Origin of the sequence: Methanobrevibacter sp. (genome assembly GCF_017447225.1) — an archaeon.
GTDB lineage: Archaea > Methanobacteriota > Methanobacteria > Methanobacteriales > Methanobacteriaceae > Methanocatella.
The window spans coordinates 1-26247 of the sequence record NZ_JAFSNZ010000015.1 but is presented as its reverse complement, the minus strand read 5'-3'; the positions used below and the strand labels follow the sequence as shown (position 1 = coordinate 26247).

The 26247-nt window shown below is 35.4% G+C and carries 28 protein-coding genes; 12 read left to right on the top strand and 16 right to left on the bottom strand.

Features of this window, described 5'->3' with window-relative positions:
- Window positions 1-23 precede the first annotated feature (23 nt).
- Window positions 24-437 (bottom strand): archease, encoded by a 414-nt coding sequence (locus IJQ68_RS01240; protein WP_292795912.1) that lies wholly within the window; start codon window positions 435-437, stop codon window positions 24-26.
- Between the two features lie 92 nt (window positions 438-529).
- Between IJQ68_RS01240 and IJQ68_RS01235 the strand changes: the two genes are divergently transcribed.
- Entirely contained in the window at window positions 530-709 is a 180-nt protein-coding gene (locus IJQ68_RS01235) for a hypothetical protein (RefSeq protein WP_292795909.1), read from the top strand.
- 120 nt (window positions 710-829) lie between these two features.
- On the opposite strand, the gene IJQ68_RS01230 is transcribed toward IJQ68_RS01235, so the two are convergent.
- The 4 genes from IJQ68_RS01230 to IJQ68_RS01215 are packed head-to-tail and all read right to left on the bottom strand — an operon-like array spanning window position 830 to window position 4049.
- Complete coding sequence (locus IJQ68_RS01230) at window positions 830-1939, bottom strand: ORC1-type DNA replication protein (RefSeq protein ID WP_292795906.1); 1110 nt, start codon at window positions 1937-1939, stop codon at window positions 830-832.
- A gap of 32 nt (window positions 1940-1971) precedes the next feature.
- Window positions 1972-2691, bottom strand: coding sequence for a 6-hydroxymethylpterin diphosphokinase MptE-like protein (locus tag IJQ68_RS01225; RefSeq protein ID WP_292795903.1), 720 nt, complete (start codon window positions 2689-2691; stop codon window positions 1972-1974).
- A 9-nt stretch (window positions 2692-2700) separates the two neighbouring features.
- A complete protein-coding gene (locus IJQ68_RS01220) occupies window positions 2701-3348 on the bottom strand; it encodes a YitT family protein (RefSeq protein ID WP_292795900.1) in 648 nt (215 codons plus the stop codon).
- A gap of 32 nt (window positions 3349-3380) precedes the next feature.
- Complete coding sequence (locus IJQ68_RS01215; protein WP_292795897.1) at window positions 3381-4049, bottom strand: YitT family protein; 669 nt, start codon at window positions 4047-4049, stop codon at window positions 3381-3383.
- Between the two features lie 165 nt (window positions 4050-4214).
- On the opposite strand from IJQ68_RS01215, the gene IJQ68_RS01210 reads away from it, so the two are divergent.
- Window positions 4215-5357 carry an alanine--glyoxylate aminotransferase family protein gene (locus tag IJQ68_RS01210; RefSeq protein ID WP_292795894.1) on the top strand — a complete coding sequence of 381 codons (1143 nt, stop codon included), beginning with the start codon at window positions 4215-4217 and terminating at the stop codon, window positions 5355-5357.
- Window positions 5358-5405: 48 nt separating this feature from the next.
- Here the strand turns inward: IJQ68_RS01210 and IJQ68_RS01205 are convergent, their stop codons facing one another.
- On the bottom strand, window positions 5406-5846 hold the full coding sequence (locus tag IJQ68_RS01205) for a HEPN domain-containing protein (protein ID WP_292795892.1): 441 nt from the start codon (window positions 5844-5846) through the stop codon (window positions 5406-5408).
- A complete protein-coding gene (locus tag IJQ68_RS01200; RefSeq protein ID WP_292795890.1) occupies window positions 5839-6165 on the bottom strand; it encodes a hypothetical protein in 327 nt (108 codons plus the stop codon). The genes IJQ68_RS01205 and IJQ68_RS01200 overlap by 8 nt, the downstream gene beginning before the upstream one ends.
- A gap of 191 nt (window positions 6166-6356) precedes the next feature.
- On the opposite strand from IJQ68_RS01200, the gene IJQ68_RS01195 reads away from it, so the two are divergent.
- The 3 genes from IJQ68_RS01195 to IJQ68_RS01185 are packed head-to-tail and all read left to right on the top strand — an operon-like array spanning window position 6357 to window position 7632.
- Entirely contained in the window at window positions 6357-6779 is a 423-nt protein-coding gene (locus IJQ68_RS01195; RefSeq protein ID WP_292795887.1) for a GerW family sporulation protein, read from the top strand.
- A 12-nt stretch (window positions 6780-6791) separates the two neighbouring features.
- On the top strand, window positions 6792-7367 hold the full coding sequence (locus IJQ68_RS01190; RefSeq protein ID WP_292795885.1) for a DUF2953 domain-containing protein: 576 nt from the start codon (window positions 6792-6794) through the stop codon (window positions 7365-7367).
- Window positions 7360-7632, top strand: coding sequence for a hypothetical protein (locus IJQ68_RS01185; protein ID WP_292795882.1), 273 nt, complete (start codon window positions 7360-7362; stop codon window positions 7630-7632). The genes IJQ68_RS01190 and IJQ68_RS01185 overlap by 8 nt, the downstream gene beginning before the upstream one ends.
- Before the next feature lie 8 nt (window positions 7633-7640).
- On the opposite strand, the gene IJQ68_RS01180 is transcribed toward IJQ68_RS01185, so the two are convergent.
- Both IJQ68_RS01180 and IJQ68_RS01175 read right to left on the bottom strand, forming a co-directional pair.
- Complete coding sequence (locus IJQ68_RS01180) at window positions 7641-9176, bottom strand: thiamine pyrophosphate-binding protein (RefSeq protein ID WP_292795879.1); 1536 nt, start codon at window positions 9174-9176, stop codon at window positions 7641-7643.
- Complete coding sequence (locus IJQ68_RS01175; RefSeq protein ID WP_292795876.1) at window positions 9173-9631, bottom strand: deoxyuridine 5'-triphosphate nucleotidohydrolase; 459 nt, start codon at window positions 9629-9631, stop codon at window positions 9173-9175. The genes IJQ68_RS01180 and IJQ68_RS01175 overlap by 4 nt, the downstream gene beginning before the upstream one ends.
- 68 nt (window positions 9632-9699) lie before the next feature.
- Between IJQ68_RS01175 and dmpI the strand changes: the two genes are divergently transcribed.
- Window positions 9700-9885 (top strand): 4-oxalocrotonate tautomerase DmpI, encoded by a 186-nt coding sequence (gene dmpI, locus IJQ68_RS01170; RefSeq protein ID WP_292795874.1) that lies wholly within the window; start codon window positions 9700-9702, stop codon window positions 9883-9885.
- 483 nt (window positions 9886-10368) lie between these two features.
- Here dmpI and budA read toward each other — a convergent pair whose 3' ends face one another.
- A complete protein-coding gene (gene budA, locus IJQ68_RS01165) occupies window positions 10369-11169 on the bottom strand; it encodes an acetolactate decarboxylase (protein ID WP_292795871.1) in 801 nt (266 codons plus the stop codon).
- 287 nt (window positions 11170-11456) lie between these two features.
- Between budA and IJQ68_RS01160 the strand changes: the two genes are divergently transcribed.
- On the top strand, window positions 11457-12065 hold the full coding sequence (locus tag IJQ68_RS01160) for a TetR/AcrR family transcriptional regulator (protein ID WP_292795869.1): 609 nt from the start codon (window positions 11457-11459) through the stop codon (window positions 12063-12065).
- Window positions 12066-12086: 21 nt separating this feature from the next.
- Complete coding sequence (locus IJQ68_RS01155) at window positions 12087-12689, top strand: TetR/AcrR family transcriptional regulator (RefSeq protein WP_292795866.1); 603 nt, start codon at window positions 12087-12089, stop codon at window positions 12687-12689.
- A gap of 1 nt (window position 12690) precedes the next feature.
- On the opposite strand, the gene IJQ68_RS01150 is transcribed toward IJQ68_RS01155, so the two are convergent.
- From IJQ68_RS01150 to IJQ68_RS01130, 5 genes are all read right to left on the bottom strand, one after another.
- Complete coding sequence (locus IJQ68_RS01150; protein ID WP_292795863.1) at window positions 12691-13005, bottom strand: nucleotidyltransferase domain-containing protein; 315 nt, start codon at window positions 13003-13005, stop codon at window positions 12691-12693.
- A gap of 129 nt (window positions 13006-13134) precedes the next feature.
- On the bottom strand, window positions 13135-14586 hold the full coding sequence (locus tag IJQ68_RS01145; protein WP_292795860.1) for an ATP-binding protein: 1452 nt from the start codon (window positions 14584-14586) through the stop codon (window positions 13135-13137).
- Window positions 14587-14772: 186 nt separating this feature from the next.
- Complete coding sequence (locus IJQ68_RS01140) at window positions 14773-15234, bottom strand: hypothetical protein (RefSeq protein WP_292795857.1); 462 nt, start codon at window positions 15232-15234, stop codon at window positions 14773-14775.
- A 3-nt stretch (window positions 15235-15237) separates the two neighbouring features.
- The gene (locus tag IJQ68_RS01135) at window positions 15238-15417 is read right to left on the bottom strand and encodes a hypothetical protein (protein WP_292795854.1); all 180 of its coding nucleotides are present in this window, start codon (window positions 15415-15417) and stop codon (window positions 15238-15240) included.
- Entirely contained in the window at window positions 15401-15598 is a 198-nt protein-coding gene (locus IJQ68_RS01130; RefSeq protein WP_058738427.1) for a hypothetical protein, read from the bottom strand. Before IJQ68_RS01130 ends, IJQ68_RS01135 begins: the two co-directional genes overlap by 17 nt.
- Before the next feature lie 347 nt (window positions 15599-15945).
- On the opposite strand from IJQ68_RS01130, the gene IJQ68_RS01125 reads away from it, so the two are divergent.
- Together IJQ68_RS01125 and IJQ68_RS01120 are read left to right on the top strand one after the other, a co-directional pair.
- Window positions 15946-16167 carry a hypothetical protein gene (locus IJQ68_RS01125; protein ID WP_292795851.1) on the top strand — a complete coding sequence of 74 codons (222 nt, stop codon included), beginning with the start codon at window positions 15946-15948 and terminating at the stop codon, window positions 16165-16167.
- Window position 16168: 1 nt separating this feature from the next.
- Window positions 16169-16366 carry a hypothetical protein gene (locus IJQ68_RS01120; protein ID WP_292795849.1) on the top strand — a complete coding sequence of 66 codons (198 nt, stop codon included), beginning with the start codon at window positions 16169-16171 and terminating at the stop codon, window positions 16364-16366.
- A gap of 207 nt (window positions 16367-16573) precedes the next feature.
- Here the strand turns inward: IJQ68_RS01120 and IJQ68_RS01115 are convergent, their stop codons facing one another.
- The gene (locus IJQ68_RS01115; RefSeq protein WP_292795847.1) at window positions 16574-24925 is read right to left on the bottom strand and encodes a right-handed parallel beta-helix repeat-containing protein; all 8352 of its coding nucleotides are present in this window, start codon (window positions 24923-24925) and stop codon (window positions 16574-16576) included.
- Window positions 24926-25234: 309 nt separating this feature from the next.
- On the opposite strand from IJQ68_RS01115, the gene IJQ68_RS01110 reads away from it, so the two are divergent.
- Together IJQ68_RS01110 and IJQ68_RS01105 are read left to right on the top strand one after the other, a co-directional pair.
- The gene (locus IJQ68_RS01110) at window positions 25235-25690 is read left to right on the top strand and encodes a DUF3990 domain-containing protein (protein ID WP_292795844.1); all 456 of its coding nucleotides are present in this window, start codon (window positions 25235-25237) and stop codon (window positions 25688-25690) included.
- Window positions 25683-26123 carry a hypothetical protein gene (locus IJQ68_RS01105; RefSeq protein WP_292795842.1) on the top strand — a complete coding sequence of 147 codons (441 nt, stop codon included), beginning with the start codon at window positions 25683-25685 and terminating at the stop codon, window positions 26121-26123. The genes IJQ68_RS01110 and IJQ68_RS01105 overlap by 8 nt, the downstream gene beginning before the upstream one ends.
- The last annotated feature ends 124 nt before the right edge of the window (window positions 26124-26247 follow it).

Here is a 26247-nt window from a genome sequence, read left to right as displayed (position 1 = left end):
TTTGATTCATATTTTATTTATAATTATAAGTCGACTATGGCCTTTAGCTGAACAGTGTCTGTGACGTTGACTTCCATCTGATGGAACGTGATTGCCTTGATTTCACAGTTTCGCTCATGTTTGTCCCAGTCAATCTCTTCACCTTTGATAACTGCCTTTAAAGAATAATCCTCCGTGATTTGAACTTCAAATTCGCTGAATAACATGAATTCAATCTCGTGGTAGAACAATAATTCCTCCAGATAGTCGTATAAAAGAGCGACGTGGTCTTCTGATTTTATTTCAAAAGTTATTGATTTGGATGGTTCAATATTATCTGTATTTGATATTATGTTAAATATTGCAAGACCTGCATTTTCAAAGGCCTCATTTAATGTATTGCCGTATGCATAAAAGCCTATGTCTGCTGTAACGTCAAAATATTCAAATTTTTTCATGATTTTACCTTCAAAATAATACTGTTCAAATGCTCTCTAGCTCTTTGCTTATATATGGATACCAAACAACTTAAATATAGTGATGTGATATTATGTTTAAAAATGCAAATACTACAAAAAGAGCAGATTTAAGAAAAAAAACTTCAATTATAGACGAAATTGCATATTCTAATATTGATATTCAAGTTTGCATGGTAACGCTCGCTGTATTTTTAGTGTTACTTTTATCTGTGCTCTCCGTTGCGACAGCACAAAACCCATATATGATTTAATGGGACATAAGTATAATTAGATTAATACCAAACCCTTAAAGCTATCAATGCAAAAGGCGTTATCATTGCAATTAATCTAATTTTGAATACAAAACTAACTTCCGTCAAAGATATGCAGGTTCAGATGTCAAAATCATCAGGGTTAAAGCGAAGGACAACTTCACGTGAGTTTCCTCGTGAACCTGATCCTGTATATCTTGTATCAATTAACCTCATGAATTCCAATTTGTCTAAAGTCCTTTTGAATGAGGAATAACTTACTTTTTCTTTTTCACGGAATGCTTCACCCAACGTGCCTGCAAGAATATTTTCTTCGCTGTCAATAATCAGCTGAATCAGGCTTCTTTCAATATCAGTGAGTGAATCTATTATCTGTGCGGTGTTTACTGAAACCATGGAGTCAGTTGCCTTGTTGAAATGTTCCACTGTTATTTCACGGGATGCATCGGCTTCTGCGATGTTTCCACATGTTCTCAAAAGGTTGATTCCGGTTCTCAAATCACCGTTTTCATAGGTGTATGATGCAACCTCTTCCAAAACGTCATCACCAAGTACGTTAGGATAGAATCCTGCATTGACCCTGTCTCTTAAGATATCTTCGATTTCTGAGTAAGAATAAGGTGGAAATGTTATTTCCTGTGGGATGAAGACAGTATTTACGTTCTTGTCGAAAGCATATTTGAATTCCAGATCAGACAATATTGCAAAAATAGCTGTTTTTACTCCAGGATATTCCTCATATGCCCTTAATATATCATAGAATAATTTATTGGCATTGTTGCTCTGGAACAGGTAATTGACATCGTCAAATGCTATGATTAATGACTGGCCATTTCTTTGAAGTTCCAGCATAATCTTTTCATATATTCTTGCAAATGGAACACCCGTTTCAGGAGGCAGGAATCCGAAAATCTTTTTGTGCACCTGGGATATTATTCCGAAACGTGTGGTGTGCAGCTGGCAGTTGACATAAACGCAGACTACCTTTTCAGTATTCTTTTCAACAAGCTCATATACCTTTTTTATGGCAGTAGTTTTACCTGTTGCAGGTGAACCTAGCACCACTGCATTTGAAGGCTGGCCTCCACGCATTGCAGGCCTTATTGCCATTGCCATAGCTTCCATCTGCCTGTCCCTGTAGTTATAGTTAGGAGGCAGGTAATCAGGATCAAAAGCATTTATGTTTTGAAAAAGACTTTCATCATGCATTAAAATATCTTCAATTCCCATAGTATCTAATTTGTATTTAACTATTAAAAAAACTATTCTTTCAGGTTGATTATTCTGACATTCTCGTTTTCAATTACCCAGTTTGTAAGCTTTTCGGCGTACTGCAATTTTTTGCGCTTGATTTCATCTGCAGGTCCGACAATATCCGGCATGTTCGGCCTTGAATATTTGGTTACGATATCTCCGAAATCCATTCCGGCAAGGGTGACTTCAGATGCTCCCAAAGCCACTGTTAAAAACAGCGCCCTGTCGCCGTCGGTAAAACCTCCGAAATTATAGAGGTTGCCTACCGGCTGTGCCTGGGTTGTTCCAAGAACATTTGTGAAAAATGAAGGTATCTTAACGATTTTGTCCATATTGTCCCCGTGGGCATGAACGACTATGTTTGCTCCCCTCAAATCTGCAATGAGGATATCGTCAAGGTTTCCGTCGAGATCAGTTACGACAATGTCCGGAGCGATTCTTTCTTCGATTAATGCGGTTGTAGCACCGTCAGCAGCCACCAGAACGTACTCTTTAAGGTCATGGCTTTCCTTCAGCTGCTGGATGTGCTGTTTAAGTGATGGGCCTGCACCGAAAAGAATGAACTTGTCTGAAAAACCTACAATTTTACTTAAATCTTCGAGTGTTAAACAGCCCTCCTGTGATAAAATCTCATCAAATACTTGGGCACATTTTTCATCATCTTCACGGGAAAATCCAAAGTCATCAAGAATTTCCTTATAATATATACTCCACTCACCAAATTCCATGTTCTTACCTCAGTTATTTACGATATTAATATCTTTGCCAGTTATATAATTATATAATTTTGCAATTTGCCTTAATGTGAAACCCACAAGGAATGCAGAAATGACCGTTCCTATATTTACGCTTGCAAATGGATTAGTATAGAAGAAAACACACATCAGCAAAGCTATGGCGACCATTGTGGTGTCAAATGCAATCTTGATTGATGAAAACCTCCAATCGGTAACCAAAGCCACTGATTCAACACATCCCTCTCCAGGCAACGGCGCAATATCGGCCGGCATGTATATGAAGATGCCCAGAGCTATCAGAAATATGCTGACAAATATCAGGACAACATTAACAATCAGATTATCCGGAATGTTCAATGAATAGACAATAAAGAGTGCAACGTCCGTAAAATATCCAAAGAGAAAGCAGTTAATGAACTGTAAAAGCCTTTTAGGCCTGAAACTGGACCTTAGAACAATCATCTGAATGAATACCAGAGCCGCATTGAATATTACTGTTGCAATTCCTATGTCAATGCCTGCGCATAAAGCAAGGGAATATGAAATTGAGCTTATTGGAGTCGTTCCGAAAGTTGACTTAATGGAAAAGGCAACCCCCAGAGACATTATGAACAGTCCGAAAACAAAAAGGCAAATTCTTTTAATCATCAATAATTTTATATAGATTAATATATTTAAATCTACATTTTTTTCATGTCGACATTATTTCCGGTAATTCTTTCGTTGATTTTATGAATATACTTGACTGTCGTTCCCACGAATAATGCTCCCAAAACGGTTCCTATGCCCACGCTTCCCAGGTTTCCCAAAAACACATAGCTCAAAATTAATGCGGAGCTTACAATAGTGATGTCAAGATAAACCTTTATTCTTGAAAACGGCCTTTTGGAAACGATAGCTATTGCCTGAGTGACTCCCTCAACAGACAATGGAATGATATTTGTCGGAACATAGAAAAATAATCCTAACGCTATGAAAAATATTGACAATACTGACATTGCTAGCGCAATCAGGAAATTGCCTGCGGGAGGTATGAAATTCATCAGAGAAACGGAAAAGCTTGTAAATGCCCCAAATAAAACCCCAACAAAAACCTGAAGGAAGTGCTTTGGCTTGAAGTCCCTTCTTAAAAGTATCAGTTCTATTAAAACCAGGAAGGCATGAAATATGAATGTTGCAACACCGATTTCTATTGCCCAGATAAGGCTCATCGCATAGGGTATTGAGCTTACAGGAGCTGAACCCAAATCGGACTTTATGGAAAATGCAACACCTAAAGTGATTAAAAATAAACCAAAAACGTAGTTAAAAATGCGTTTTAATGTTAATTCCTCACCGCTGAACTCCATACTTATTTATTTGAATTTTTCAACTATATAAAGAGATATTAGCACAAAAATGTACATTAAAAACGGAAGCAAAATTGCCGACTATAATATTTAAAAAGTATAAAAATCAAACATTTAATTAGGTTTAGAAATGCTAAATCTTTTTTATTTAATGGAGGAAAATCAATGGATGATATTTTATTAATGCTTCCAGGTCCGACAACAGTAGACCCTAGAGTTTTAGCTGCTATGTCAAAAGCTGTTGTAAATCACAGAGGAGCAAAATATGGAGAAATCTTGACTGAAACTACAGAATTAATGAGTAAAGTTTTCCAAACCCCAAATAAATCTTATTTATTAACAGGATCAGGTACTGCCGCAATGGAAACCGCTGTTGCAAATACCGTAGCACCTGGTGAAAAAATGTTGAATGTTGTTGGTGGAAAATTCGGTGAACGTTTCATGAAAATAGCAAATACCCATGGAATCGAAACCCAGGAACTTGCTGTCGAATGGGGAACCGCAGTAACACCAAAACAAATTGCAGAAGCTCTTGATGAAAACGAAGACATCAAAGCAATTACCGTTGTACACAATGAGACTTCCACCGGTGTGGCAGCCCCTATCGAAGAAATCGGTAAAGTCATGAAAAACTACGATGCATTATACATTGTAGATACCGTATCCTCCCTTGGTGGAGACTACGTTGACGTTGAAAAATTCGGAATCGACGTTTGTGTAACCGGATCACAAAAATGTTTAGCTGCACCTCCTGGAATGGCAGCAATCACATTAAGCGACGACGCATGGAAAGCAGTTGACAATGTTGAAACCAACACTTTCTACTTAGACTTGAAAGCTGCAAGAAAAAGCGGAGACAAAACCCCACCTGAAACTCCTTACACTCCATCAGTTTCATTAACCTATGCAATGAACGAAGCTTTAAAAATAGTTATGGAAGAAGGACTGGAAAACAGGGTTGCACGTCACCACAAAGCAGCAAAAGCAAGTGTCGCAGCTGTAAAAGCATTAGGCTTAGAATTATTCGCAGACGAAGCAGTATCATCTGCAACCGTAACTGCAGTCAAAATGCCTGAAGGCGTTACCGATGCTGAATTCAGAGGAACCACCCGTGACAAATATGGTGTAGAATTAGCTGGAGGACAGGACCATTTAAAAGGAAATGTCTTCAGAATAGGCCACATGGGATGCATTTCCTACAAAGAATTAGTACAAACCTTTGCAGCTATTGGAATGACCTTAAAAGGTTTAGGTGCAATTGAAGACGCTGGTGCAGGTGTTGCATCAATTACAGAATCATACTTATGATTCTAACCCTTTCTTTTTTTTATTTATAAGAGGAATTATTAATTCCCCTTAACTTACTTTTCCAAGATTATTGAAAGCTTTAATAATATTGTTGGCAATGGAAAAAGCATATTCAATATCCTCGAAAACCCAATTTTGATACTCTTTCGAATATTTATTAGGTTTTTTGAGATAATAATCTGATTGATGCCTTAATTTTTTCAATGCTTTCAAATCTCTGGATATCTTACGGTTTAATGAAATTGTAAATGGACCATTATTTTTAATATATCGGGGCATTCGTGAATGCTCACCATGCTTCCATGAAACATAATTGGTATTATTTATTAAGAATTCTCTAACACAAAGGAATACTGCATAATATATTCGACCATAGATATTCCTTTTTACAGCAGATTCTGATGAGTTGAATTTGTTTTCCATTGAAGACAATTCTTCTGCCAAATGTAGAAAATCCAATGGATGAAACTCCTCAAAAGAATCAAACATAGTACTCACCACTAATATTTACAAACAAATCTAGGGAAGCCATGACATCATCTGAGAAATTAGATTTTTCACAAAAATCATATAAATCGTCCGTTATCTTATAGAAAAGTTTATCTTCTGTTTCCAAATCCAATTTACGATTATATCTGACATAAAATTCTATTGCAGGGTTTCCTTCCTCATCATGATTTGATCGGTGACAGCTAACCAAACAATCAAATTTTGGAATAATATCCTCATTGATATGCTTTTCAATAGCTACATAAGGATCAAAACCATGACAAGCAATAATCTCTTCAAGACTAGCTACTTCATACATTTTATCACCTTCTCAAAATTGGTTAAATATAGCTATATTACCTACATCATAGTTTGTTTCATGAAATATTTTAATGTATTTGAAGTGCGACTGTGTGAAAATATTAACCCTTTATATATGAATTCATTTTTTAACAAAATATTTAAAACACAACATCCAAACTTAATATTAATTTGTAGGATGTGAATATAATGGCTGAAAATATAAAAACAACTGTTGAAGAATTACGCAGACTTATCAATGTTGATAATGTAATCGGTTCACCAATTGAAACCGAAGATAAAATCCTCATTCCCGTCATGAGAATGGGAGTGGGCTTTGGTGCCGGAGAAAGCCTTTTAGGAAATGAAGGAAATGATGTTGCAGGTGCAGCAGCAGGTGTGGAACCTATTTCAATGGTAATGATTCCTAAAAAAGGAAATGACGCTGAAGGTGTTCGCGTACTTGACCTAAGTAAAGGAACAGAAACCAACAAAGCCTTATCCGACTTAGGACTGATAATTACAGACCTGGTTAAAGGCTACATGGATTCAATGAACAGTGACGAATACGTGAATGAAGAGGAATTTATTGAACCTGAATTTACAACATACGATGAAGAAACAGAAGAATAGGACTTATATTTTATGTTAAACATCCTATTGATGATTATCCTATTAATCATCATACTTATTTTTATTATTCTACTTTTTGGCATTAGACTGCAGGTTAAATGGCTTAAGATAGATAATGAATACGACGGATGTGTAAAGATACTTATTTTTAAAAGATTAACCATCTATACCTATGATTTGAAATCAGACGATGATGATGACGATTCTGATGAAGAAGAAGACGAAGAATGGGACTTCAAAAAACTTCGTGAACTGGCCAGACCATGTCTTGGTGATTTGAAAAAGTACCTGCATGAGGTTCTGGATGCTGTAAGCGTCAACATACTGGAAAATCATCTTGTTATCGGCTTTTCAAATTTCGCCAAAACCGGAGAGTATATCGGCTACATCTGGGCCATATTTTCAATAGTCATGGGAATTTTGCCGAATACCCGTTTGAGCGCCGAACCTTCATTTAAAGGAGAAGTTTTAAACCTCAAGGGACATTTAAACATTGACATCAGCATTTTGAAACTTGTAATGCCGACAGCGAAACTTCTCTCAAAAAGACACATCAGAGCATTAATCAGAGGTGTTTTGGATGGATAACTTCAAACAAGCGATAAATGACATATTTGAAATAGAAGAAATTGATGAAATACTCCTCAAGCCGGTTGAAATAAGTCCCGACAAAACAGTTTACTTTGCATTTTGCGAAAGCCAGAAAATAATGTTTGACAGGTTAACATCCGTTGATTTAAAGCCAATCTGCTTTATTTTAAAAATGGGTGGCGAATACCATTACTGTCCATTGAATGATGAGGAAATAAACGAAAAAGCAGTTGAAGAATTTGTTTTAAAAATAATGAAATAGAAAAATATTCACTCAGGAAGAGGAATATTTTCCTTATCTACTTTGATTTCAACGACCAGAGGACCTTTCAAATCCTTTTCAAGGAAGTATTCCAAATCAAAGAGTGTCGTTATCCTGACCGCATCGATTCCGTATGATGATGCGAGTTTTAAAAAGTCAGGATTTGCCAAGTCAGTCTGATAGGCCTCCATATCATAGAAATCCTCCTGCCATTGCCTGATGATTCCGTATTCAGAATTGTTGAGGATAAAGACTATCACGTCAAGATTATTTTGCCTAAGCGTTGCAAGCTCCTGGAGGTTCATCTGGAAATCTCCGTCGCCGTTGATTACAATGATTTTTTCGCCTGTTGCAATTGATGCTCCGATTCCTGCGGGAAGACTATATCCCATGGGTGCTGTTGCTGCCGGGAACAGGAAATGATTTGGCTTTTTGGCATCATAGAAGAGTGTTGTCCATGTGGTGTGTGATCCCGCATCTGCAACGATTATATTGTCATCGAAGCATTCAAGAATCCTTTTTATGGCTGCCTGAGGTTTCATCTCATCGTCAACGCCTTCGACAGTTATTTCATTGTCAATTGCCAGGAGTTCATCAATCCAGTCAACCTTTTTGAACTCCAATGTCATTATGACCTCTTCAACATCACCCTGAATCTGGTATTTGCCCTTAAGGACGTCTTTGTTTATGTTTACGTGAATAAATCTGTCCTCATCGATTTCGGTAAATGTTCTTTCGCTTGCAATTGAGCCCAGTACGATGATACAGTCAGACTCTTCAATAGCTTTTCTGGCTCTTGGAGTGCCTCTTATTCCGACCAGCCCCAAATTAATCGGTTCGTCTTCCGCAATTATTCCCCTTGCATTGTAAGTGGTCGTTACGGGAATCTGATACATTTCAGCCAGCATCTTGATGTTTTCGGCCTGTGGGATGGCACCTGCACCTAAAACAAATAATGGCTTTTCAGCTTTCATGATTAATTCCTGTGCTGATTCAAGTGAGGACATGTCGCTTTCACACAGATAGCACAAATCAAAGTCCTGGAAATCCTCGCTTAAAAGCACGTCCCTTGAGAGGTTGATGTGAATCGGTCCTTTAGGATTGTTCTTAAGGCCATATAATGCTGCCTTTAAGGCATATATTGCTTCAGTACCGTTGAGAGGAGAGTAATTTTCATATGTGACATTGGCGAAAACTTCCCTTAAAGGCAGGGACTGGAACATGTTCTTATCCCTTTTGTCCAAATCATTGTCGCCTGTCAGGATAAGCATCGGGATGTTGTCCTTATATGCCGCTGCAGTTGCCATGACCAGATTCAATGCTCCGGGCGCTGCAGTTGCCATACACACCCCAATTGTATCGGATGTTCTTGTAAATGCATCTGCCGCATGGGCTGCGGCCTGTTCGTGCCTTGTAAGTACGTGAGTTATGTCAGAATCTGCCAGTGCCTTATACATGGGCATTATCTGCTCGCCGGGAATTCCGAAAATATGTGTTATCCCGTTTTCTTCAAGGATTTCAACAAGTCTTTCGGCAACGTTCATTTCTCTTCCTCCTGATATGAGCCGTCGTACTCGCCTGAGCCTTCAACATCAAATACTACAGCCTGGGCAATCCTGTCGCCTGACTTGATTTTGTATTCAAAGTCTCCGTGATTGTAAATCATAAACATCAGCGTTCCGTAAAATCCCGGATCTCCCACAGCAGTCTGGACTGATATGAATGACCTTAACAGGGTTGATCTTGGAAGGTAAAGCATAGTGTATCCTTTAGGGATTTTAACTTTCCTTTTGATGCTTGCCAGATATGCTGTATGTGGCTTTAAGGTATAAATAGGACCTTCAAGCTCTTCCAATTCAGGCAGGTTTTTTTCATTGTCAATCAGTGACCCTGCAGATGTCTGTCTGTAAATCTTATCCAATTCCAAATCGATTCCGGAAGGCTGCACCAAATCAGCAAAATCCGGAAAAACCTTAACAAGTTCATTTTCACCAAGCATGAGAACATCTCCTATTAAGTTAATTTTTATATCAGATATGTTAAATAATTAATTGGAGGATTGAAAAAATGCCTGTAATTACAATTGCCGGAAACGATGGAATTAGTGTTGAGAAAAAAAGAGAAATGGTTAAAAAGGTATCTGAAACAGTTGCTGAAGCATATGACCTGCCAATAGATGCCATAACCGTTTTGGTGCAAGCCTATCCAAAAGAAAGCATTGGAGTGGCTGGAGAACTGTTAAGTGATAAATAATCAATTAACTACCATTAATTAACAATCACCATACTTTACCATATAATGCGATGTGTGTTTTTCGCATTATAATGGAATTTCCATTACATTATAAGTCAATGAAATTGAACAAAGGGGATTATCCATATAATCACATAATGTTTTTTCTTATTGGACATGTTCCATGAAATCGAACAAACATCATTCCATAGAACAAATATAATAATTCCATTCAATTGGACATGTTCCATGAAATCGAACAAACATCATTCCATAGAACAAATATAATAATTCCATTCAATTGGACATGTTCCATGAAATCGAACATATTCTACATAATAATCATATTGAACAAATATGAATACTATTCAATATATTGAATAATAGCATATAAAAGAGCATTCAATATAATATACATAAGAAAAAATTATCTAAAAAAATGGACATTTCAATAATTTACAACAAACTTACCCTCTTATATAAAAAAGGAATAACTCAAAAGAATTATTCCACACTGCTGATTTTACTGGTCATGTCTTCGGTGAAATTCATTTTTGCAAATAAATCGTCGGTTGGAAGTATCATATTGAACTCATGAATTTCATCAATTTGACCGGATCCCTTGAAACCAGTTAAATTTAGGACATGCCCTCCTTTTGTCTTGTCATCAGACAGGAAGTGAAGATGCCAGCCGTGCATGTTCAATTCATTCATGTAATCCGGGAAATACACTGCCACAATTGTTCCGGTCTGTTCCGTGTGGTTGAATACCCTTTGGTCCACTGCAGCCACATCAGTGAATTCTTGGTATGGTTTTTCCTGCTTTTCGACACTTCTGACAGTGATATTTGAAAAATCACCTTTGATTTTAACTACGTACATATTGTTTGTACCATATTTGGTGATTTCATTGTCCAATTGACTGGTTAAATCGTCAAAGTCCTTTGCAGTGATGTTGTCTATTTTTGCGTCTTCATCAAAGTTGGTAATTGTACCGAATGGTATTTTTTCATCATCTGACATGACATTGATGCTTCCGTCAGATGCGGCCTGATAAACAACACCGTCCAAGACTATCATCTCACCATTTACTCCTTCAAATGTTCCGAGACCTATGTCCCCATGTGATTTGAAATCACCTACTGTGATTACTCCATCATATTCTCCATGCATGAAAGCCTGCATTAATGAGACCTGATACATTGAATCATCATTATTGCTTAAAAATAATGAGTTTTGAGCACTGACTGCTGAAATAGCAAGTAATCCCACTATAATTAATGCAAATACTATCTTTTTATTCATAAAAAAATTTTCCTCCTTTTTTATAATCAAATCTTTTTAGATTTCATTATTATCATATAACTATTGAAATTTCAAGAACAATATTATCATGTAAGTCAATATTTTTCTTACTATATATTTTCATTTTTGTTGTTTAATAAAGTTTCCGTTGCTTAAAAAACTAAAACTGTGAATAAAATTATATATAACGCATATAACAGAACGTTCGTTCCCCCTATCAATTTTCAACTAACAGAACGTTCGTTCTCTACATCATTTAATAACCATGAAACATAAAATTTAAGTGTATGGATACTAAAAAATTAATTTTAGAAGAAACTTTAAAATTAATGATTAAAAAGGAAAACTCTCTAATTTCCATTAGAGAAATCAGTGCCACATCAGGAATTGCTATCGGCGGAATATATTACTATTTTTCAACTAAAGAAGAGATATATGATGAGATTATTGAAAGATATTTAATTGATTATTTCAAATTCGATATTGACAAACTCCGCCAGATAAATGGAAATGAAAAAGAGAAAATCCATGATGTTATGGCCGAAATTTTCAAGCAGAAAGAAACCGGAATCGAAATCGAATCAATTGATGAGGAAATAGAGTACAGATACATATTACTGATTTTGACTGCAAAAGGTTTTGCTTATGGAAATTACCTTAAGTCTTTACATATTGCCCTGAATGAATTAAAGGAATTTTTCACAGAAATTATTGAGGAAGGTCAGAAAAACAGACAAATCCGGCAAGATCTCCCAGCCGAAGACATTGCGGAGTCATTAATTCTCATATACACAGGAATTCAGTACAGATGGGACGTATATTTAATTGACGATATGATTTCCGCCTTTGAAGACAGTTTCGAATTGGAATGGGAAAAGATAAGATTCAAAGAATAATTAAAAACATGACGTGGTTAAATGAACACTAAAGACATGATTGTTGAAAAAACGCTGAAATTAATATTGGAGAAAGGTACAATTGATATTTCAATCAGTGAAATTAGAAATGCTACAGGACTTGCAACCGGCGGCATATATTATCATTTTTCAGATAAAAAAGATATATTTGAAGCGATTCTTAAAAAGTATATGGTGGATTACATTAAAATCGATTTTGATAAAATCATCCTTGAGGGTTCATCAAAGACTAAAATCCATGATACCTTGCTTTATATTTTACATCAATACATAAAAGGTGTGAAAATTGAAAGCATCGATGAAAAAATCAATTATGGGGACGTAATACTTCTTTTAACCGCAACAGGATATGCTCATGAAGAGGTTAACGAGATAATTTCACAAACCGGAAATGACATTAGAATATTTTTAACCGATCTTGTTGAAGCCGGTAAAAGGCAAAATGAAATCAGAGGTGACTTCTCAACTGAAAACATAGTGGAATTATTGCATAACCTGTATATGGGAGTTCAAGGTTTATGGTTAATTTACGCAAATGATGATACTGACCGCATTTTTGAGAAAAACTTTGAAATGACCTGGCAGGCCATCGAATACCAATAAATCAGTAACCTTCGACAAGTAAAACACCTTCTTCATGGACACTTGTTAAAAAAGAATAATATTTAGTGCGATTATAAAATTCTTCAGCCATAATATGAGCTGAAACAACTTCAAGAAATTTAGCATTAATATTGAAAACTTCATCCTCAACAATATCATTAATCTTTTCTCTTGATGAAGCGACAATTAAAATATCTATATCAGATTCTTCGCTATCATCATGACGAGCAACAGAACCAAATAATATTATGCGTATGATATCTTCAGATCCAATAGCATTAGCAAATTCATAAGCAATCTTAATTCCATTATGCATTACAATCACCAACGATTATATGAGATAATAACAAATATACACTTCATCAATAAATATTTTCAAACTGCGACTAGATGAAAAAACACGGATGCACACTTAAACTGATAATTTATATATCTACCGATTTTACTATAAAAATGAAAATGTCTTTGGAGGAATATATATGATATTGTCATGTTTTTCAATATTATTGGTGGTATTTGAGATAATAATTCCATAATCTGCGCCATAATTATTGATTGCATGAGTAATTTGGTTTTTATCCTTTTTGCCACGACCTACTTCAATAGGCACAGGATTTTTAAAGTCCTGCTGCAATATAAAATCAACATTCTTCTTTTTGTTGGCATCATAATACAATGTGAAATAATTATTCCCCCGTTGTGTGAGATTGAATAATATTGATGCTACTAAATTTTCTAAAAGTATTCCTTCATATTGCTTTATGTCTTTAATTGTGTTTCCGGATTTTATGGATAATGCATTTCTAATACTGCTGGTTGCAAAGTAATATTTTTTTGTTTTTTTAGTGCGTTTGGATGATGTTCCATAAGCTTCAATGGAAAATATCAGATGTGTTTTTTCCAGTATGTCTAAAATGTTTTTTACATTGGCCTGGGAAGTTTTGAGATATTTTGCTAAATTGTTTTGTGAGAGGTCTCCCGCATTTTGCAGTGCCAGATATCTCAGTATCCTGTTTGAATTTGTCTGGTTTTCAAAAGTGAAGTTTTTAATGGCAATCATGTCGGTATTTACAACTTTTTCAACCATATCCACAATATTAGCTGTGAGTTTCCTGAAATCGATTTTACGTGCAAGTATTGGAAATCCTCCATATCTTAAATATTCATCCCAATCATTAGACCTATATTCAATATTATTGATTAAATTCCTATTGACTTCGTTTTCATATTTTATGGCTTCTTCACTATTGCCGTTTAAAATCAGGTCAACCAATGAATTTCCAAGATTGATATTGGAATAGTTATATTTTAATTTCACATGTTCGTTATAATTTAGGGGAGTTATGACTCTTTTAAACATTCTTCTTGCTGCATCTGCATTGTATTCTAGATTCAGTGCTGATGAACCTGTGAATACCATGAAGATTTTTTCTGATCTGTCATATATGATTTTACCTGACATTGCCCAGTTTTTATCGTATTGTGATTCATATATTAAAAAGAAAATTTCTCTATCCAATAATCTTAAGTTGGTATTGAATTGATTGTTTAGATAGATGTCAACGATTTCCCTTATATTGCAGTCAACAAGATTGTTTAAGTCATCACATGACAAGTAAATTATCTGTTCTGGCAATATGTGTTTTTCGTTTAACAGATAGTGATATGTCTGGTAAAGAAGGGTTGTCTTTCCAACACCCCTAATTCCCGGCAGCACAATAAATCTATTTAACTCATCTCCATCAATAAAATCATCAATGCTTTTCCTGATTTCATCAAATTCGAATCTACAGTTTAATTTCCTATCATTGTTAATTAACTTATCCTTTAAGACATGAGGCATATTAGAAATATTTTCATTTAGGAAATTAAGAATTAATTGTGTTTTGTCATCCATAATCAAATAACTCCTTTCAGAATATATTAGTTAATAAAATATTTGTTAATACATATATAAATACTTAACAAAATATTTTATTAGACTGATTCATGGTTAATATGAAAACCATAAAACCAATTTACAAGTTAAACATTATAGTGGTAGAAAATTAGCCTATAAACTGATATTTATATAACTATCGATTTAATGAATATCATCCGATATATTTCCTATGGTATAATTAAAAAAAATTGTATAAAAATAGAGACTTACCACTTCATATTTACTTATTCCAGTAAGCTTTTCAATATCTGAATAATTCCAATAGTTATTTTCCCAGTGATAATACACATCTTTTCTTTTCTTAAATATTCTAAATGGAGAGACAGTATTGTCATAAATATGGACAATATCACAAATTTCTATCAATTCTGGAATTAAATTAAGAGCCTTTTCATATCTTGATTTAATCTTATCTTCAGGAACTCCATGACCCCCCATGGATTGTCTCATTCTTACTCGTGCGATATTTATTTCATAATCATCTGTGAGGACATAAATGCATCTTAGAAAATATCCTTTTTCTTTAGCTTTTTTAAGTAACTTCAGATTTCTATCTGTAGAAAGCACTGTTTCAAATGTGAAATCTTCACATTTTTCAAGCATTGATTATCTAAGTTCTTCAGCTTTTTGTGCAGCTTCCAAATCACTGCATAAACTTGATTTTCTAATATCGTCCGCATTGATATAAACACCGGCAGTTTTTGCCATACGTGTTATTGTGGTTTTACCACTGCCATTGGGCCCTGCGAAAACCATAACTTCAGGAAGCCTATTTTTCTGAGACATAAACTCTCCTTCCATCAGGATACTCTAAATAAGCACGTTTATTCTCATCATCATAACCAGCAATAGGAAGTCCTTTAATCTTACATATATCTTGATCAATCTTAATAGATGCTTTAAATCTTTCGGTAAGTTCTTCATCAGAAATTCCATATGTAGAATCCAATTCATTTTCTTCAACCAAAACAAATCCTCCTTATTACTAATTTATAATATAAAATATCGAATTCATTAATGATAAATATTTTCAAACTGCGACTAGATGAAAAAACACAGATGCCACTTAAACTGATTTAATAAATATATCGAGTTTGACTGAAAAACTAATCATATTTATGATTACAGCATAGGATAATAAACTGATATTTATAAACCTACCGATTTATTTTGAAAATAGATTAAAAACTAATATTTATAAACTTAACATATTCAAAAAATAGATGATTTTAAATCAATATTGTTGATTATGTATACTAAGTATACATTGTAAACCATATACTTAAAATTACACATATGTTATTAGGTGATATAATGGAAACAAAAGCTATAAGAGTCAGTTTAATTAATCATGAAAGATTAGCAGACATTGGATATAAAAATGATTCTTTCAATGATATTATCTCTAAATTATTAGATGAGTATGAAGAATATCAAGGAATCAAAGACTTAATTGAAGCAGATAAAGAATTTGCAAATGGTGAAGGAGTTCACTTTTCTTCATTAGATGAACTTGATGCATACATAGATGATTAATATGGAACTTGAATTTAAACGTTCTGCTTTAAAACAATTGAAATACTATAAAAAGAAAAATCCAATAGCTTACAAATTGATTCGTGAAAAATTAGAAGAAATATTAAACAATCCTGAAGACAGCAATTATAAAAAAGTAAAAAAAATCCAAAATACAAAAGAGCGAGAAAAGGAAATTATAGGATCTGTTTTAGAGTAGACAACAATTGCATTTATATTGGACGTATTGAAGATTGTTCAAAAATATACCAATAGTTTTTTTCCAAAATAACCGAATAGTAAATGAAATTTTCTGATAAAACTATTTAAAAACAAAATCAGATTCAAAAACCCAACAGATAATATTAACCAGAAAATAACAATTAACATTGATAAAAAAAGAATAAAAATGGAGATTAAATCCCCATTATGAAGTTATGGTAATTTTATTTGAAATTACGGCATCACCATAGCTGGAAGTGATTATATACTCTCCTGCCTGCAGGTTAATGTTGAGTTTCGCATCACCATTCACGTCAGTTGTTCTGTTGTAGAAAACTCCGTTGATGTTGAATGTAATATTCTGGTTTGCGTACGGATTTCCCTGGCCGTCCAGAAGATTTACGGTGAACTGGGACTTGTCGCCATAGGTCATGTTCAAATCATTTCCGGTCAGCGTCGGCAATACATGAATAGTATTTCCTTCAGAGCATCCATCATAATAACTTGTTATTATGTAATCTCCAGGTCTTAAGTTAATGTTTAATTTGGCATGTCCTGTTTCATTGGTTGTTCTGTTGTAGAACACTCCGTTGATGTTGAATGTGACTGTTTCGCCTGCACCGGCATAGCTTCCGTCATCTGCAACTGCCCGAACGACAAACTGAGTATCGTTTCTGAAGTATTTAGTCAGATCGCTTGTTTGGAGCTTGGAGATGACCGTGATGTTGTTTGATTTCATATATCCTGTAATAGGGTTGGTTGCCGTTACAATATATGATCCTTTTCCAAGGTTTATGTTAAGCGTTGCCCAGCCGGACGCATTGGTAGTGCGGTTATAGATTATACCATTAATGTTAAAGCTAACATTAGTGTTTGATAGGTTGTTGCCGTTTCCGTCAAGGAATAATGCATTATATTGAGTGCCGTTTCTGAATACCTTAACAACATCTTCCGCATATATATTGGATTTTACTATAACGTCAACTGTCTTTGAAATTCCATAATCCGGAACTTCCACATCTGCTGAGTAATTTCCTCCATATAAATTAATGGCAAGGGATGCGATACCATCGTCATCGGTCGTTTTATTATAAGTAACACCGTTGATTGTAATCATAACACTTGCATTTAAAACCGCTTCACCGTTTTTGGTAACATTGACGATAAGCCTTTCCGGATTGGAATAGTATTTGACAAGATCAGAAACAATTACTTCAATATCATTTTCAACTTCAAATGTTGCCGTGTTTTCTGATTCAAGATAATTTGCGTCACCATCCAATTTTGCAACAACATCATATGTGCCGTTGGCAAGACCATCAGGAATGGCCACCTTATTGTCATTAACAGTGTAATTTACACCATTAATGCTTAGATATACGTTTCCTGTGGAGTTAACCGGAATTAACATTATTTCAATACTTTGTCCAACCTTATAAACTGAGTCCAAAGAGATATTGATTGCGGATGTTGCCTTATTGACAGTGACTTTAGCCGTTTTAGTCACATTATTATGATTAGCATCGACAATTGTAGTGACACATAAAGTGTAATTGCCCGCATTCAAAGCAGATACTGTAATTGAGTCATTATTAACATCAACAACAGCATCAGGCTGGCCGACAACACTGGCATTAACTCCAGTAGCACCTTCAAATGAAATTGTAGTTGAGCCTGAACTGTTATAATCAAATACGATATCACCAACAGTTAATGTTGAATCAACTTTGTTAACAGTGATCTTTGCAGTTTTTGTCACGTTATTATGATTAATATCAGCTATTGTAGTAACAGTCAAAGTATAATTACCTGCATTTAAATTGGATACAGTGATTGCATCATCTTTAACATTAACAACAGCATCAGGCTGACCAACAACAGTTGCGTTAACTCCTGTAGCGCCATCATAGGATAATGAACCAGAACCAGCACTATTATAATCAAATGTGATGTCACCAACAGTTAATGTGGAATTTATCTTATTGACGGTTATTGTACTTGTTTTAGTCACGTTATTGTGATTAGAATCAGCTATTGTAGTAACACTTAAAGTATATGTTCCTGCGTTTAGACCTGAAACCGTAATGGTATTTCCAGATACAGCCACATTAGCATTAGGCTGGCCGATAACACTGGCATTAACTCCACTAGCACCAGTAAATGAAACAGTTGTAGAACCAGTACTATTATAATCAAATGTGATGTCACCAACAGTTAATGTGGAATTAATTTTATTGACGGTTATTGTACTTGTTTTAGTCACGTTATTGTGGTCGGCATCAGCTATTGTAGTAACACTTAAAGTATATGTTCCTGCGTTTAATCCTGAAACTGTAATCGTATTTCCAGCTACATTAACATTAGCATTAGGCTGACCGATAACATTGGCATTAACTCCACTAGCACCAGTAAATGAAATAGTTGTAGAACCGGAGCTATTGTAATCGAATTCAACATCTCCAACAGTTAATGTAGAGTCAGCTTTATTGATTGTTATAGTTCCATTATTGACTGTTACATTATCCAATCCCTCAAAGGTTGCATTGACCTTATAAACAGCATAATCATCAAAAGTATATACAATCCACCATGTTCCGTTACCAGCATAAGTTGCAGTAATCGGATCACTGTTTGGGACTATAAATAGTAATTTACCGTCCATAACCTCACTGAAAATATTGGACTTTGCAGTGATATTTACAGTCTTGTTATGGGTTGTCTGGGATGTGATATTCACATTGAATTTAGTGTTGTTTGAGATTGTTTTTTCAGCTTCGGTATAATATGAATCTGTGTCATGGCGAAGGCTGATGTAATAGTTTTCACCAGCACTTATATCCAAAACAATCATACCGCTCTCATTTGTGACCATAACATCGCTTAAAACAAGCTCGTTATTAACAACTACCCCGACAGTGATGTTTTGACCGGCTGCCTTATTGGATCCGGACAATGTAGCACTGACTGTTGTAATTCCCTTTGCTCCCCAATAGGTCACATTGGTAAAAGTAACTTCCGCATCATATTTAGAATAAATTGCATTTAAAAGGTTATTCCTGCCTGTGAATGTAATTGTAATATTATTATCATTTTTAACTACATCTAAAGCTTCAGCATTTGCTCTATTGTTTAAGAAAGTAGAATCGGAAACAGTTTTAGTAGCCCAATCTGAGTAGAAGTAAATTGCAGAACCAGTAGTCGCATTATTGCCAGTGAAATTACAATTTGCCACACTACCCTCACCCCAGAAGTAAACTGCACCACCATAATAGGTTACAGTGTTGGCAGTAAAATTACAATTTGTTACATTACCAGTGGAACTGAATCTGATAGCACCACCATAACGAGCAGAGTTATTAGTAAAATTACAATTTTCAACATTACCTGAATACATGTAAATTGCACCACCCCAATCGGATACGGAGTTATTAGTAAAATTACAATTTGTCACATTACCTGAATTCTCAAAGTAAATTGCACCACCATCCTCAGAAGCAGAGTTATTAGTAAAATTACAATTTTCAACACTACCAGAATACATCCAGATAGCACCACCATCACCATTGGTTGCGGTGTTGTTAGTAAAATTACAATTTTCAACAGTACCAGAACTACTGAAGTAAATAGCACCACCATCATAAGAAGTTGCTTTATTATCAACAAAATTACAATTTGTTACATTACCAGTACTTGCAAAGAAAATTGCACCACCACAACTATTAGAGCCGGTTGCTTTGTTATTAGTAAAATTACAATTTGCCACATTACCTGAATCCATTACGACAGCACCACCCAACTTAGATGCAGTGTTACCGGTGAAATTACAATTTGTCACATTACCTGAAGTCATTACGACAGCACCACCAGAAGCAGAAGCAGTGTTGTTAATGAAATTACAATCGGTCAAATTACCGGTCTCAATATTGACAGCCGCACCAGAAGCAGAAGCAGTGTTGTTAATGAAATTACAGTTCATTATATTGATAAATTCAATATCCAAGTAAATTGCACCACCATAATCTGCAGTGTTGGCTGTGAAATTACAATCCCGGATTTCACAGGACTCGGCGAAGAAAATTGCCCCGCCCATTTCAGCATGATTGTCCCTGAATGAAACGCCCTTAATGATTCCATTGATTGTGGCGATTGCACCACCAAATTTTGCTGAGTTTCCAATAAATTCACCATTGAATATTACATTTTCAAAGTTTCCAAAGAAATTGACTCCTCCACCTCTAGGGGAAGTGTTGTTTATGAAATTGCTGTTGAATGTGATGTTTGACGGATTTTCACGGTAGTTTACAGCACCACCGTTAAGGGAGGCAGTGTTGTTTATAAAGTCACAGGTGAATACACAGTTGGTGGAAACGTTCTTGAATGTTATTGCCCCACCGTTTCCAACTGTCGGATCAAGTTGACCTAAAGCGCTGTTGTTGATGAAACTGCCTGAGAAGTTGTTCTTATCGGTTGTATTGTAGAAAAACATTGCACCGCCGCATGATTTGGCAGTGTTGTTTATGAAGTCGCCTTCAATCTTATTGCCGTTTGCCTTATTGTAGAAAAAGATTCCTGCGCCGTAGCTCGCAGTGTTGTCCTTGAAAATGCCATCGAAAGTATTGTTTTCGACTGAGTTGCGGAAGAATATTGCTCCACCGCTTTGTCCTGCATGATTATTATAGAATTGGGCTGAGAAATTGTTATTGGTTGATTTTTCACCAACATATATTGCACCCCCAGTTCTAGTAGCCTTGTTGGCTGTGAAAATAGAATTTATAACATTTCCTGCCTCATCAAAGCAAATTGCTCCACCAGAACTTTTCTCACCATTCGCTTCATTGCCTATGAAATTAGAGTTTGAAACTGTACCATTATTATAGAAGTAAACCGCACCACCAGTAACTCCAGCCTCATTATCATAGAAGTTACAATAGCTTAGAGTACCGTTATCATAGAAGTGAACCGCTCCACCATCAGTGGATACATGGTTATTGGTGAAATTGGAATATGATACATTGCCTCCCCCATATAAGAGGACTGCTCCGCCCCCAACACCGTCGCCGGTTGCTTTGTTGCCGATGAAATTGGTGAATGCCACATTACCTGGGGAGCCTAAGTAGACCGCACCACCTTCCAATGTTGCAGTGTTGTCAGTGAAATTACACCTTGTCACAGTAGCTTCACCATTGATTCTGACAGCTCCACCAATGTGTGCAGTGTTGCCGGTGAAACTGGAATCACTCACAGTACCGTAAATCATCATTAAAGCGCCAGCAAATACAAAACCAGTGTTATTAATAAAAACACAATCCCTCACTTCACCAGTGCCAAAAATGTAAACCGCACCACCATAGTCTGCAGTGTTGTTAGTGAAATTACAATTCTCAACCACAGCGGATCCTTTGAAATAAACTGCTCCACCCTCATCTTCAGCATGATTGTCCTTGAATGAAACATCCATGATGATTCCACCTACAGTAGCGATTGCACCACCATTATCTGCTGAGTTGCCGATGAACTCTCCATTGAATACGACATTCTCGAATGTTTCAAAGAAATTCACTCCTCCACCTCTAGGGGAAGTGTTGTTTATGAAATTGCTGTTGAATGTGATGTTGTATGGAGTGTGGCGGTAGTTTACGCCTCCACCGTTCAGGCTTGCATTGTTGTTTATAAAGTCACTGTTGAATAAGCTGTTGGATGATGTGTCCTTGAAGGTTATTGCTCCACCGTTTCCGTTTTCTGAATCGACTTGACCCAATGCACGGTTGTTTGTGAAATCTCCTGTGAAGTTATTCCCATCGGTAGTGTTGTGGAAAAACATTGCACCACCACAGGATTTTGCAGTGTTGTTTATGAATTCAGTGTTGAATACGTTATTGTTTGCCTTGTTGTAGAAAAAGATTCCTCCACCATACAGTGCCCAATTGTCCCTGTAAATGCCTTCAAACCTGTTGTTGTCAGCTTGATTGTAAATGAATATTGCTCCTCCACTGGCGGCTCTTGCCTCGTTGCCGGTGAATTCAGCGGTGAAGTTATTGTTCATGGAGTTTCCACGGACAAATATTGCACCACCGCCTCTTAAAGCAACATTGTCTTTATAAACACCGCCGATTGAGACATTGTTGATTCCGCCTTTGAAGTATATTGCTCCACCATTATATGCTTGGTTATTGATGAATGTTGAGTTGATTTTAGAATCACTGTAAGCCCCGTCAACATATACTGCTCCACCAGATTGATTAGCAGTGTTATTAATAAAATTACAATTTGTCACATTACCAGTATTCAAGAAGAAAACTGCACCACCAGATATTGTTGCAGTGTTGTTAGTAAAATTACAATTTGACACAGTCCCAGTATTAGAGAAGTAAACTGCACCACCATCTCCAGTTGCAGTGTTGTCAGTAAAATTACAATTTATAATCCTACCAGATTGACTAAAGTAAACCGCACCACCACTACTTGTAGTGTTACCATTTACAAAAGTGATGTTTTCTAAAGCCACATCATTACCAGTAACTTTGAAAATACGGGATTTTCCATTAGCATCGATAGTATAACCGTTACCGTTGATTGTTATAGCTCTATTTATCACTACACCATCAGTTATTGTGTCGAATTGATTGTAGGTGTAGTTGCGTTCCAGATTGATGACAGACAAAGATTCATTATTCACTAAATCCTGTAATAAATCAAAGTCTCCTTTTACTGGGATTTCAACTGTTTGGCGAGCATTTTCCACAGTTGCAGTCACAGTAGCGGTTCCACCACTGGTTGGTGTGAATTGAACTGATTCACCTAATCTCGCAGTGCCTGCAATATTACCATTGGTTGCAGTGATTGTCAGATTGATAAGGTTTAATAGATTATTGTCGTAGTCTGATACACCAGAGGCATTATAAGAAGATAATTTGAAGGTTATATTGCTTATTTTTGAATCGTCATCAATATTTGAATCAACTGTTGCATTTAAGAACAGCCAGTTTTCAAAGTCAATCTTTTGTTCAGAAGGAGGAATATTATAGTTTGTAGCATTGTTTCCAAACCATGTGTCAACGATTTTAATAGTGCCTGATCCGTCAACGTTTATTTTAGAATTGTTTATAAAAATTGAGTCATGTATGATACTGTTTGAAGTACCATAACAATAAATCACTGATTTTCCATTGTTGTTTATTAAATTTCCAGTCACATCCACATTGCTCATGGAATCATAGAAGCAAATTGCCGCACCCTGACTTACTGCAGTGTTGTTGTAGAAGTTTGCCTCAATGTTAAGTTCAGCTGGAGTATTCTGGACATAGATTGCTCCGCCGCCGCTCCATAATCCTGTACCTTTTGCGGTATTGTTGGTGTAATTTCCAATTATATTCACTAGGACTGAGTATCCTAAACGGTTCGCTCCACCTTCTACACCAGCTTCATTGTGGCAGTAGTTTCCAGTTATGTTAACATTATTTAACCTACCATCAAAGTAGTTTGCTCCTCCATATTTCGCCTTATTGTATGAGTAATCACCAATTATTGCAACATTTCTTAGTTCTCCGTTAAATCGGTTAGCTCCTCCATTAGAAGCACTTGCGGTGTTGTTTATGTAATTTCCGATTATGTTCACATTTTCCAGTAGTTCATAAAAGAAGTTTGCTCCTCCACTGCCTAATGCCTTATTGTTGGTGAAATTACCAGTTATAGTCACGTTTTCAAGTGCACTAAACCAGTTTGCCCCTCCGTTCTGGCCAGTTGCAGTGTTATTATTATAGTTTCCGAAAATGTTCACATTAGTAATTTTAGATTTGAAGGAGTTTGCTCCAGCATTGTCTTGGGCTATATTGTCTGTGAAGTTCCCTATTATGTTTACATGATTCAGTTCTTTGAAAAAGCATATTGCTCCTCCACCATCCATATCATAGCTGTGACCATTGGCAGTGTTTTTTGTGAAATTTCCTGTTATGTTTACATTTGTCAGGGACCCTGCAAAGTAGATTGCCCCACCGAAACTTGCATAGTTATTATTGAAGTTAGCATTTATGTTGGAATTGATAAGTTCTGACTTGAAGAGAAGTGCACCTCCATTTCCACCATGTCCGTTTTGAAATGTAAGTCCGGTTATGTTTATGCTTTTAGATTGAATTTCCCAAATTGTAGTGCCACTTCCATTAAAAATCACCTCACCATCACCATATCTTTCAAAGGTCAAATTCTTGTCAATGATTAGGTTGGTATTGCTTTCACCAGCATATGTTCCGGATGCAATCCTGATGATGTCGTTGTCGCTACTTGCACTTATTGTATCCATTAAATTATTGAAGGGATTGTCTAATGTCCCCTCACCATTTATTGCACTTGAATTAACATACCATATATTTCCAAATGTTAATTTTTCTTCATTAATGTTTACATTTAATGTATCAGTTATTTCGTCACTAGCAGACAATTCCATCTGTCCTGTATCTTCACTTGCTATTGCTGTATCATTCACATCACTTGCACTTACGGCTGCAATTGAAAAAATAAAAATAGCAAGCATTATTACGATTATGCTTTTTCTGTACTTCATTGGTAGCGCTCCCAGTTTTTTTGAGATAAATATTTTTTAAAAATAATGTTTTAATTAAAACGAACAATATTAAATGTTGTTTGTCTGTTTAAAATGTTTATCTGTTGTTTATGGGTCTATAAACTGATATTTATATACCTATCGATTTGACTGTGAAAATAGATCAAAAACCTGATATTTATAAACCTATCGAAGTGACTGTGGAAATGAATTTGAACTATAATAAATGAAATTTAATATCTAAAAAGTTATTAAGTAATAAAAACAGATATCTTTATTGAAAATAAATTATAATGGGGATTGAAACTCATGGAAATTTATCATGGAAGCACAGTAATCGTTGAAACCCCTGAAATCAGAATAGAAAAATTCAATAAAGATTTTTATTTCGGATTTTACTGTACTGTTATGGAAGATCAAGCAATCCGTTGGGCAACAAGATTTGGTGATGGCATTGTCAATGTATTCGAATATGTTCCGAACGACTCACTGAAAATTCTAAAATTTGAAAAAATGACTGAAGAATGGTTGGATTTCATAATCGCATGTAGAAGTGGAACTCCTCATGATTGGGATATTGTTGAAGGCCCAATGGCAGACGATACAATCTACAATTACATTCAAGAATTTCAGGATGGAAAAATTAGCCGAGAGGCATTTTGGACATTGGCTAAATTCAGATATCCGACTCATCAAATTTCTTTTAACACCAAAAAAGCACTTGAAACCATAAAATTCAAAGAAGCGAGGAAAGTTTATGGATAAAAATAACAATTCCTTATTTTATACCTGCAGCCTAATCGAGTTCATCTCAAGACAAACAAAAAATAACAGGAAAGATGTTATAAAATATTTAGGTGACGATTTAGAAAGAATTTATAACTATGAAGATGTGTTTCATTGTGAACCAATTGAAAAAGTAGCTGATGATTTTATAACTCGCAATAGCATTCCAACTGGTGAATTCGACAATATTTCAAAATGCAAATACAACATCCCTGATTATTGGGAAATTGGAGAAGTATTTGAAAGACTTATTGAAGATAATTATGATGAAAAAGATGTTTTTGAAGGAATAAGAGAAGTATATTCCTCATGGTTGGCTGAAAAAATACTTAACTTTAACTCCGATTTATATTATCAATCAAGGCAATACCTGGCAGAATGTTATAAAGCAGGAGAGATTATAATTTCATGATTAGTCTTTTACTTAATATTTGTACCATTTTTGTAAAATTATTCTTGGGCAGTTAATACCTGTGTATTAAGATTTACCAAGCTATCTCCCATTGACTTATGGGTTCAGTGAAAAAATATTTTTT

Bases quoted from the DNA above. Each gene is read 5' to 3' on its own strand.
- IJQ68_RS01240 (WP_292795912.1), bottom strand. From the start codon at position 437: ATGAAAAAATTTGAATATTTTGACGTTACAGCAGACATAGGCTTTTAT.
- IJQ68_RS01235 (WP_292795909.1), top strand. From the start codon at position 530: ATGTTTAAAAATGCAAATACTACAAAAAGAGCAGATTTAAGAAAAAAA.
- IJQ68_RS01230 (WP_292795906.1), bottom strand. From the start codon at position 1,939: ATGGGAATTGAAGATATTTTAATGCATGATGAAAGTCTTTTTCAAAAC.
- IJQ68_RS01225 (WP_292795903.1), bottom strand. From the start codon at position 2,691: ATGGAATTTGGTGAGTGGAGTATATATTATAAGGAAATTCTTGATGAC.
- IJQ68_RS01220 (WP_292795900.1), bottom strand. From the start codon at position 3,348: ATGATTAAAAGAATTTGCCTTTTTGTTTTCGGACTGTTCATAATGTCT.
- IJQ68_RS01215 (WP_292795897.1), bottom strand. From the start codon at position 4,049: ATGGAGTTCAGCGGTGAGGAATTAACATTAAAACGCATTTTTAACTAC.
- IJQ68_RS01210 (WP_292795894.1), top strand. From the start codon at position 4,215: ATGGATGATATTTTATTAATGCTTCCAGGTCCGACAACAGTAGACCCT.
- IJQ68_RS01205 (WP_292795892.1), bottom strand. From the start codon at position 5,846: ATGTTTGATTCTTTTGAGGAGTTTCATCCATTGGATTTTCTACATTTG.
- IJQ68_RS01200 (WP_292795890.1), bottom strand. From the start codon at position 6,165: ATGTATGAAGTAGCTAGTCTTGAAGAGATTATTGCTTGTCATGGTTTT.
- IJQ68_RS01195 (WP_292795887.1), top strand. From the start codon at position 6,357: ATGGCTGAAAATATAAAAACAACTGTTGAAGAATTACGCAGACTTATC.
- IJQ68_RS01190 (WP_292795885.1), top strand. From the start codon at position 6,792: ATGTTAAACATCCTATTGATGATTATCCTATTAATCATCATACTTATT.
- IJQ68_RS01185 (WP_292795882.1), top strand. From the start codon at position 7,360: ATGGATAACTTCAAACAAGCGATAAATGACATATTTGAAATAGAAGAA.
- IJQ68_RS01180 (WP_292795879.1), bottom strand. From the start codon at position 9,176: ATGAACGTTGCCGAAAGACTTGTTGAAATCCTTGAAGAAAACGGGATA.
- IJQ68_RS01175 (WP_292795876.1), bottom strand. From the start codon at position 9,631: ATGCTTGGTGAAAATGAACTTGTTAAGGTTTTTCCGGATTTTGCTGAT.
- dmpI (WP_292795874.1), top strand. From the start codon at position 9,700: ATGCCTGTAATTACAATTGCCGGAAACGATGGAATTAGTGTTGAGAAA.
- budA (WP_292795871.1), bottom strand. From the start codon at position 11,169: ATGAATAAAAAGATAGTATTTGCATTAATTATAGTGGGATTACTTGCT.
- IJQ68_RS01160 (WP_292795869.1), top strand. From the start codon at position 11,457: ATGGATACTAAAAAATTAATTTTAGAAGAAACTTTAAAATTAATGATT.
- IJQ68_RS01155 (WP_292795866.1), top strand. From the start codon at position 12,087: ATGAACACTAAAGACATGATTGTTGAAAAAACGCTGAAATTAATATTG.
- IJQ68_RS01150 (WP_292795863.1), bottom strand. From the start codon at position 13,005: ATGCATAATGGAATTAAGATTGCTTATGAATTTGCTAATGCTATTGGA.
- IJQ68_RS01145 (WP_292795860.1), bottom strand. From the start codon at position 14,586: ATGGATGACAAAACACAATTAATTCTTAATTTCCTAAATGAAAATATT.
- IJQ68_RS01140 (WP_292795857.1), bottom strand. From the start codon at position 15,234: ATGCTTGAAAAATGTGAAGATTTCACATTTGAAACAGTGCTTTCTACA.
- IJQ68_RS01135 (WP_292795854.1), bottom strand. From the start codon at position 15,417: ATGTCTCAGAAAAATAGGCTTCCTGAAGTTATGGTTTTCGCAGGGCCC.
- IJQ68_RS01125 (WP_292795851.1), top strand. From the start codon at position 15,946: ATGGAAACAAAAGCTATAAGAGTCAGTTTAATTAATCATGAAAGATTA.
- IJQ68_RS01120 (WP_292795849.1), top strand. From the start codon at position 16,169: ATGGAACTTGAATTTAAACGTTCTGCTTTAAAACAATTGAAATACTAT.
- IJQ68_RS01115 (WP_292795847.1), bottom strand. From the start codon at position 24,925: ATGAAGTACAGAAAAAGCATAATCGTAATAATGCTTGCTATTTTTATT.
- IJQ68_RS01110 (WP_292795844.1), top strand. From the start codon at position 25,235: ATGGAAATTTATCATGGAAGCACAGTAATCGTTGAAACCCCTGAAATC.
- IJQ68_RS01105 (WP_292795842.1), top strand. From the start codon at position 25,683: ATGGATAAAAATAACAATTCCTTATTTTATACCTGCAGCCTAATCGAG.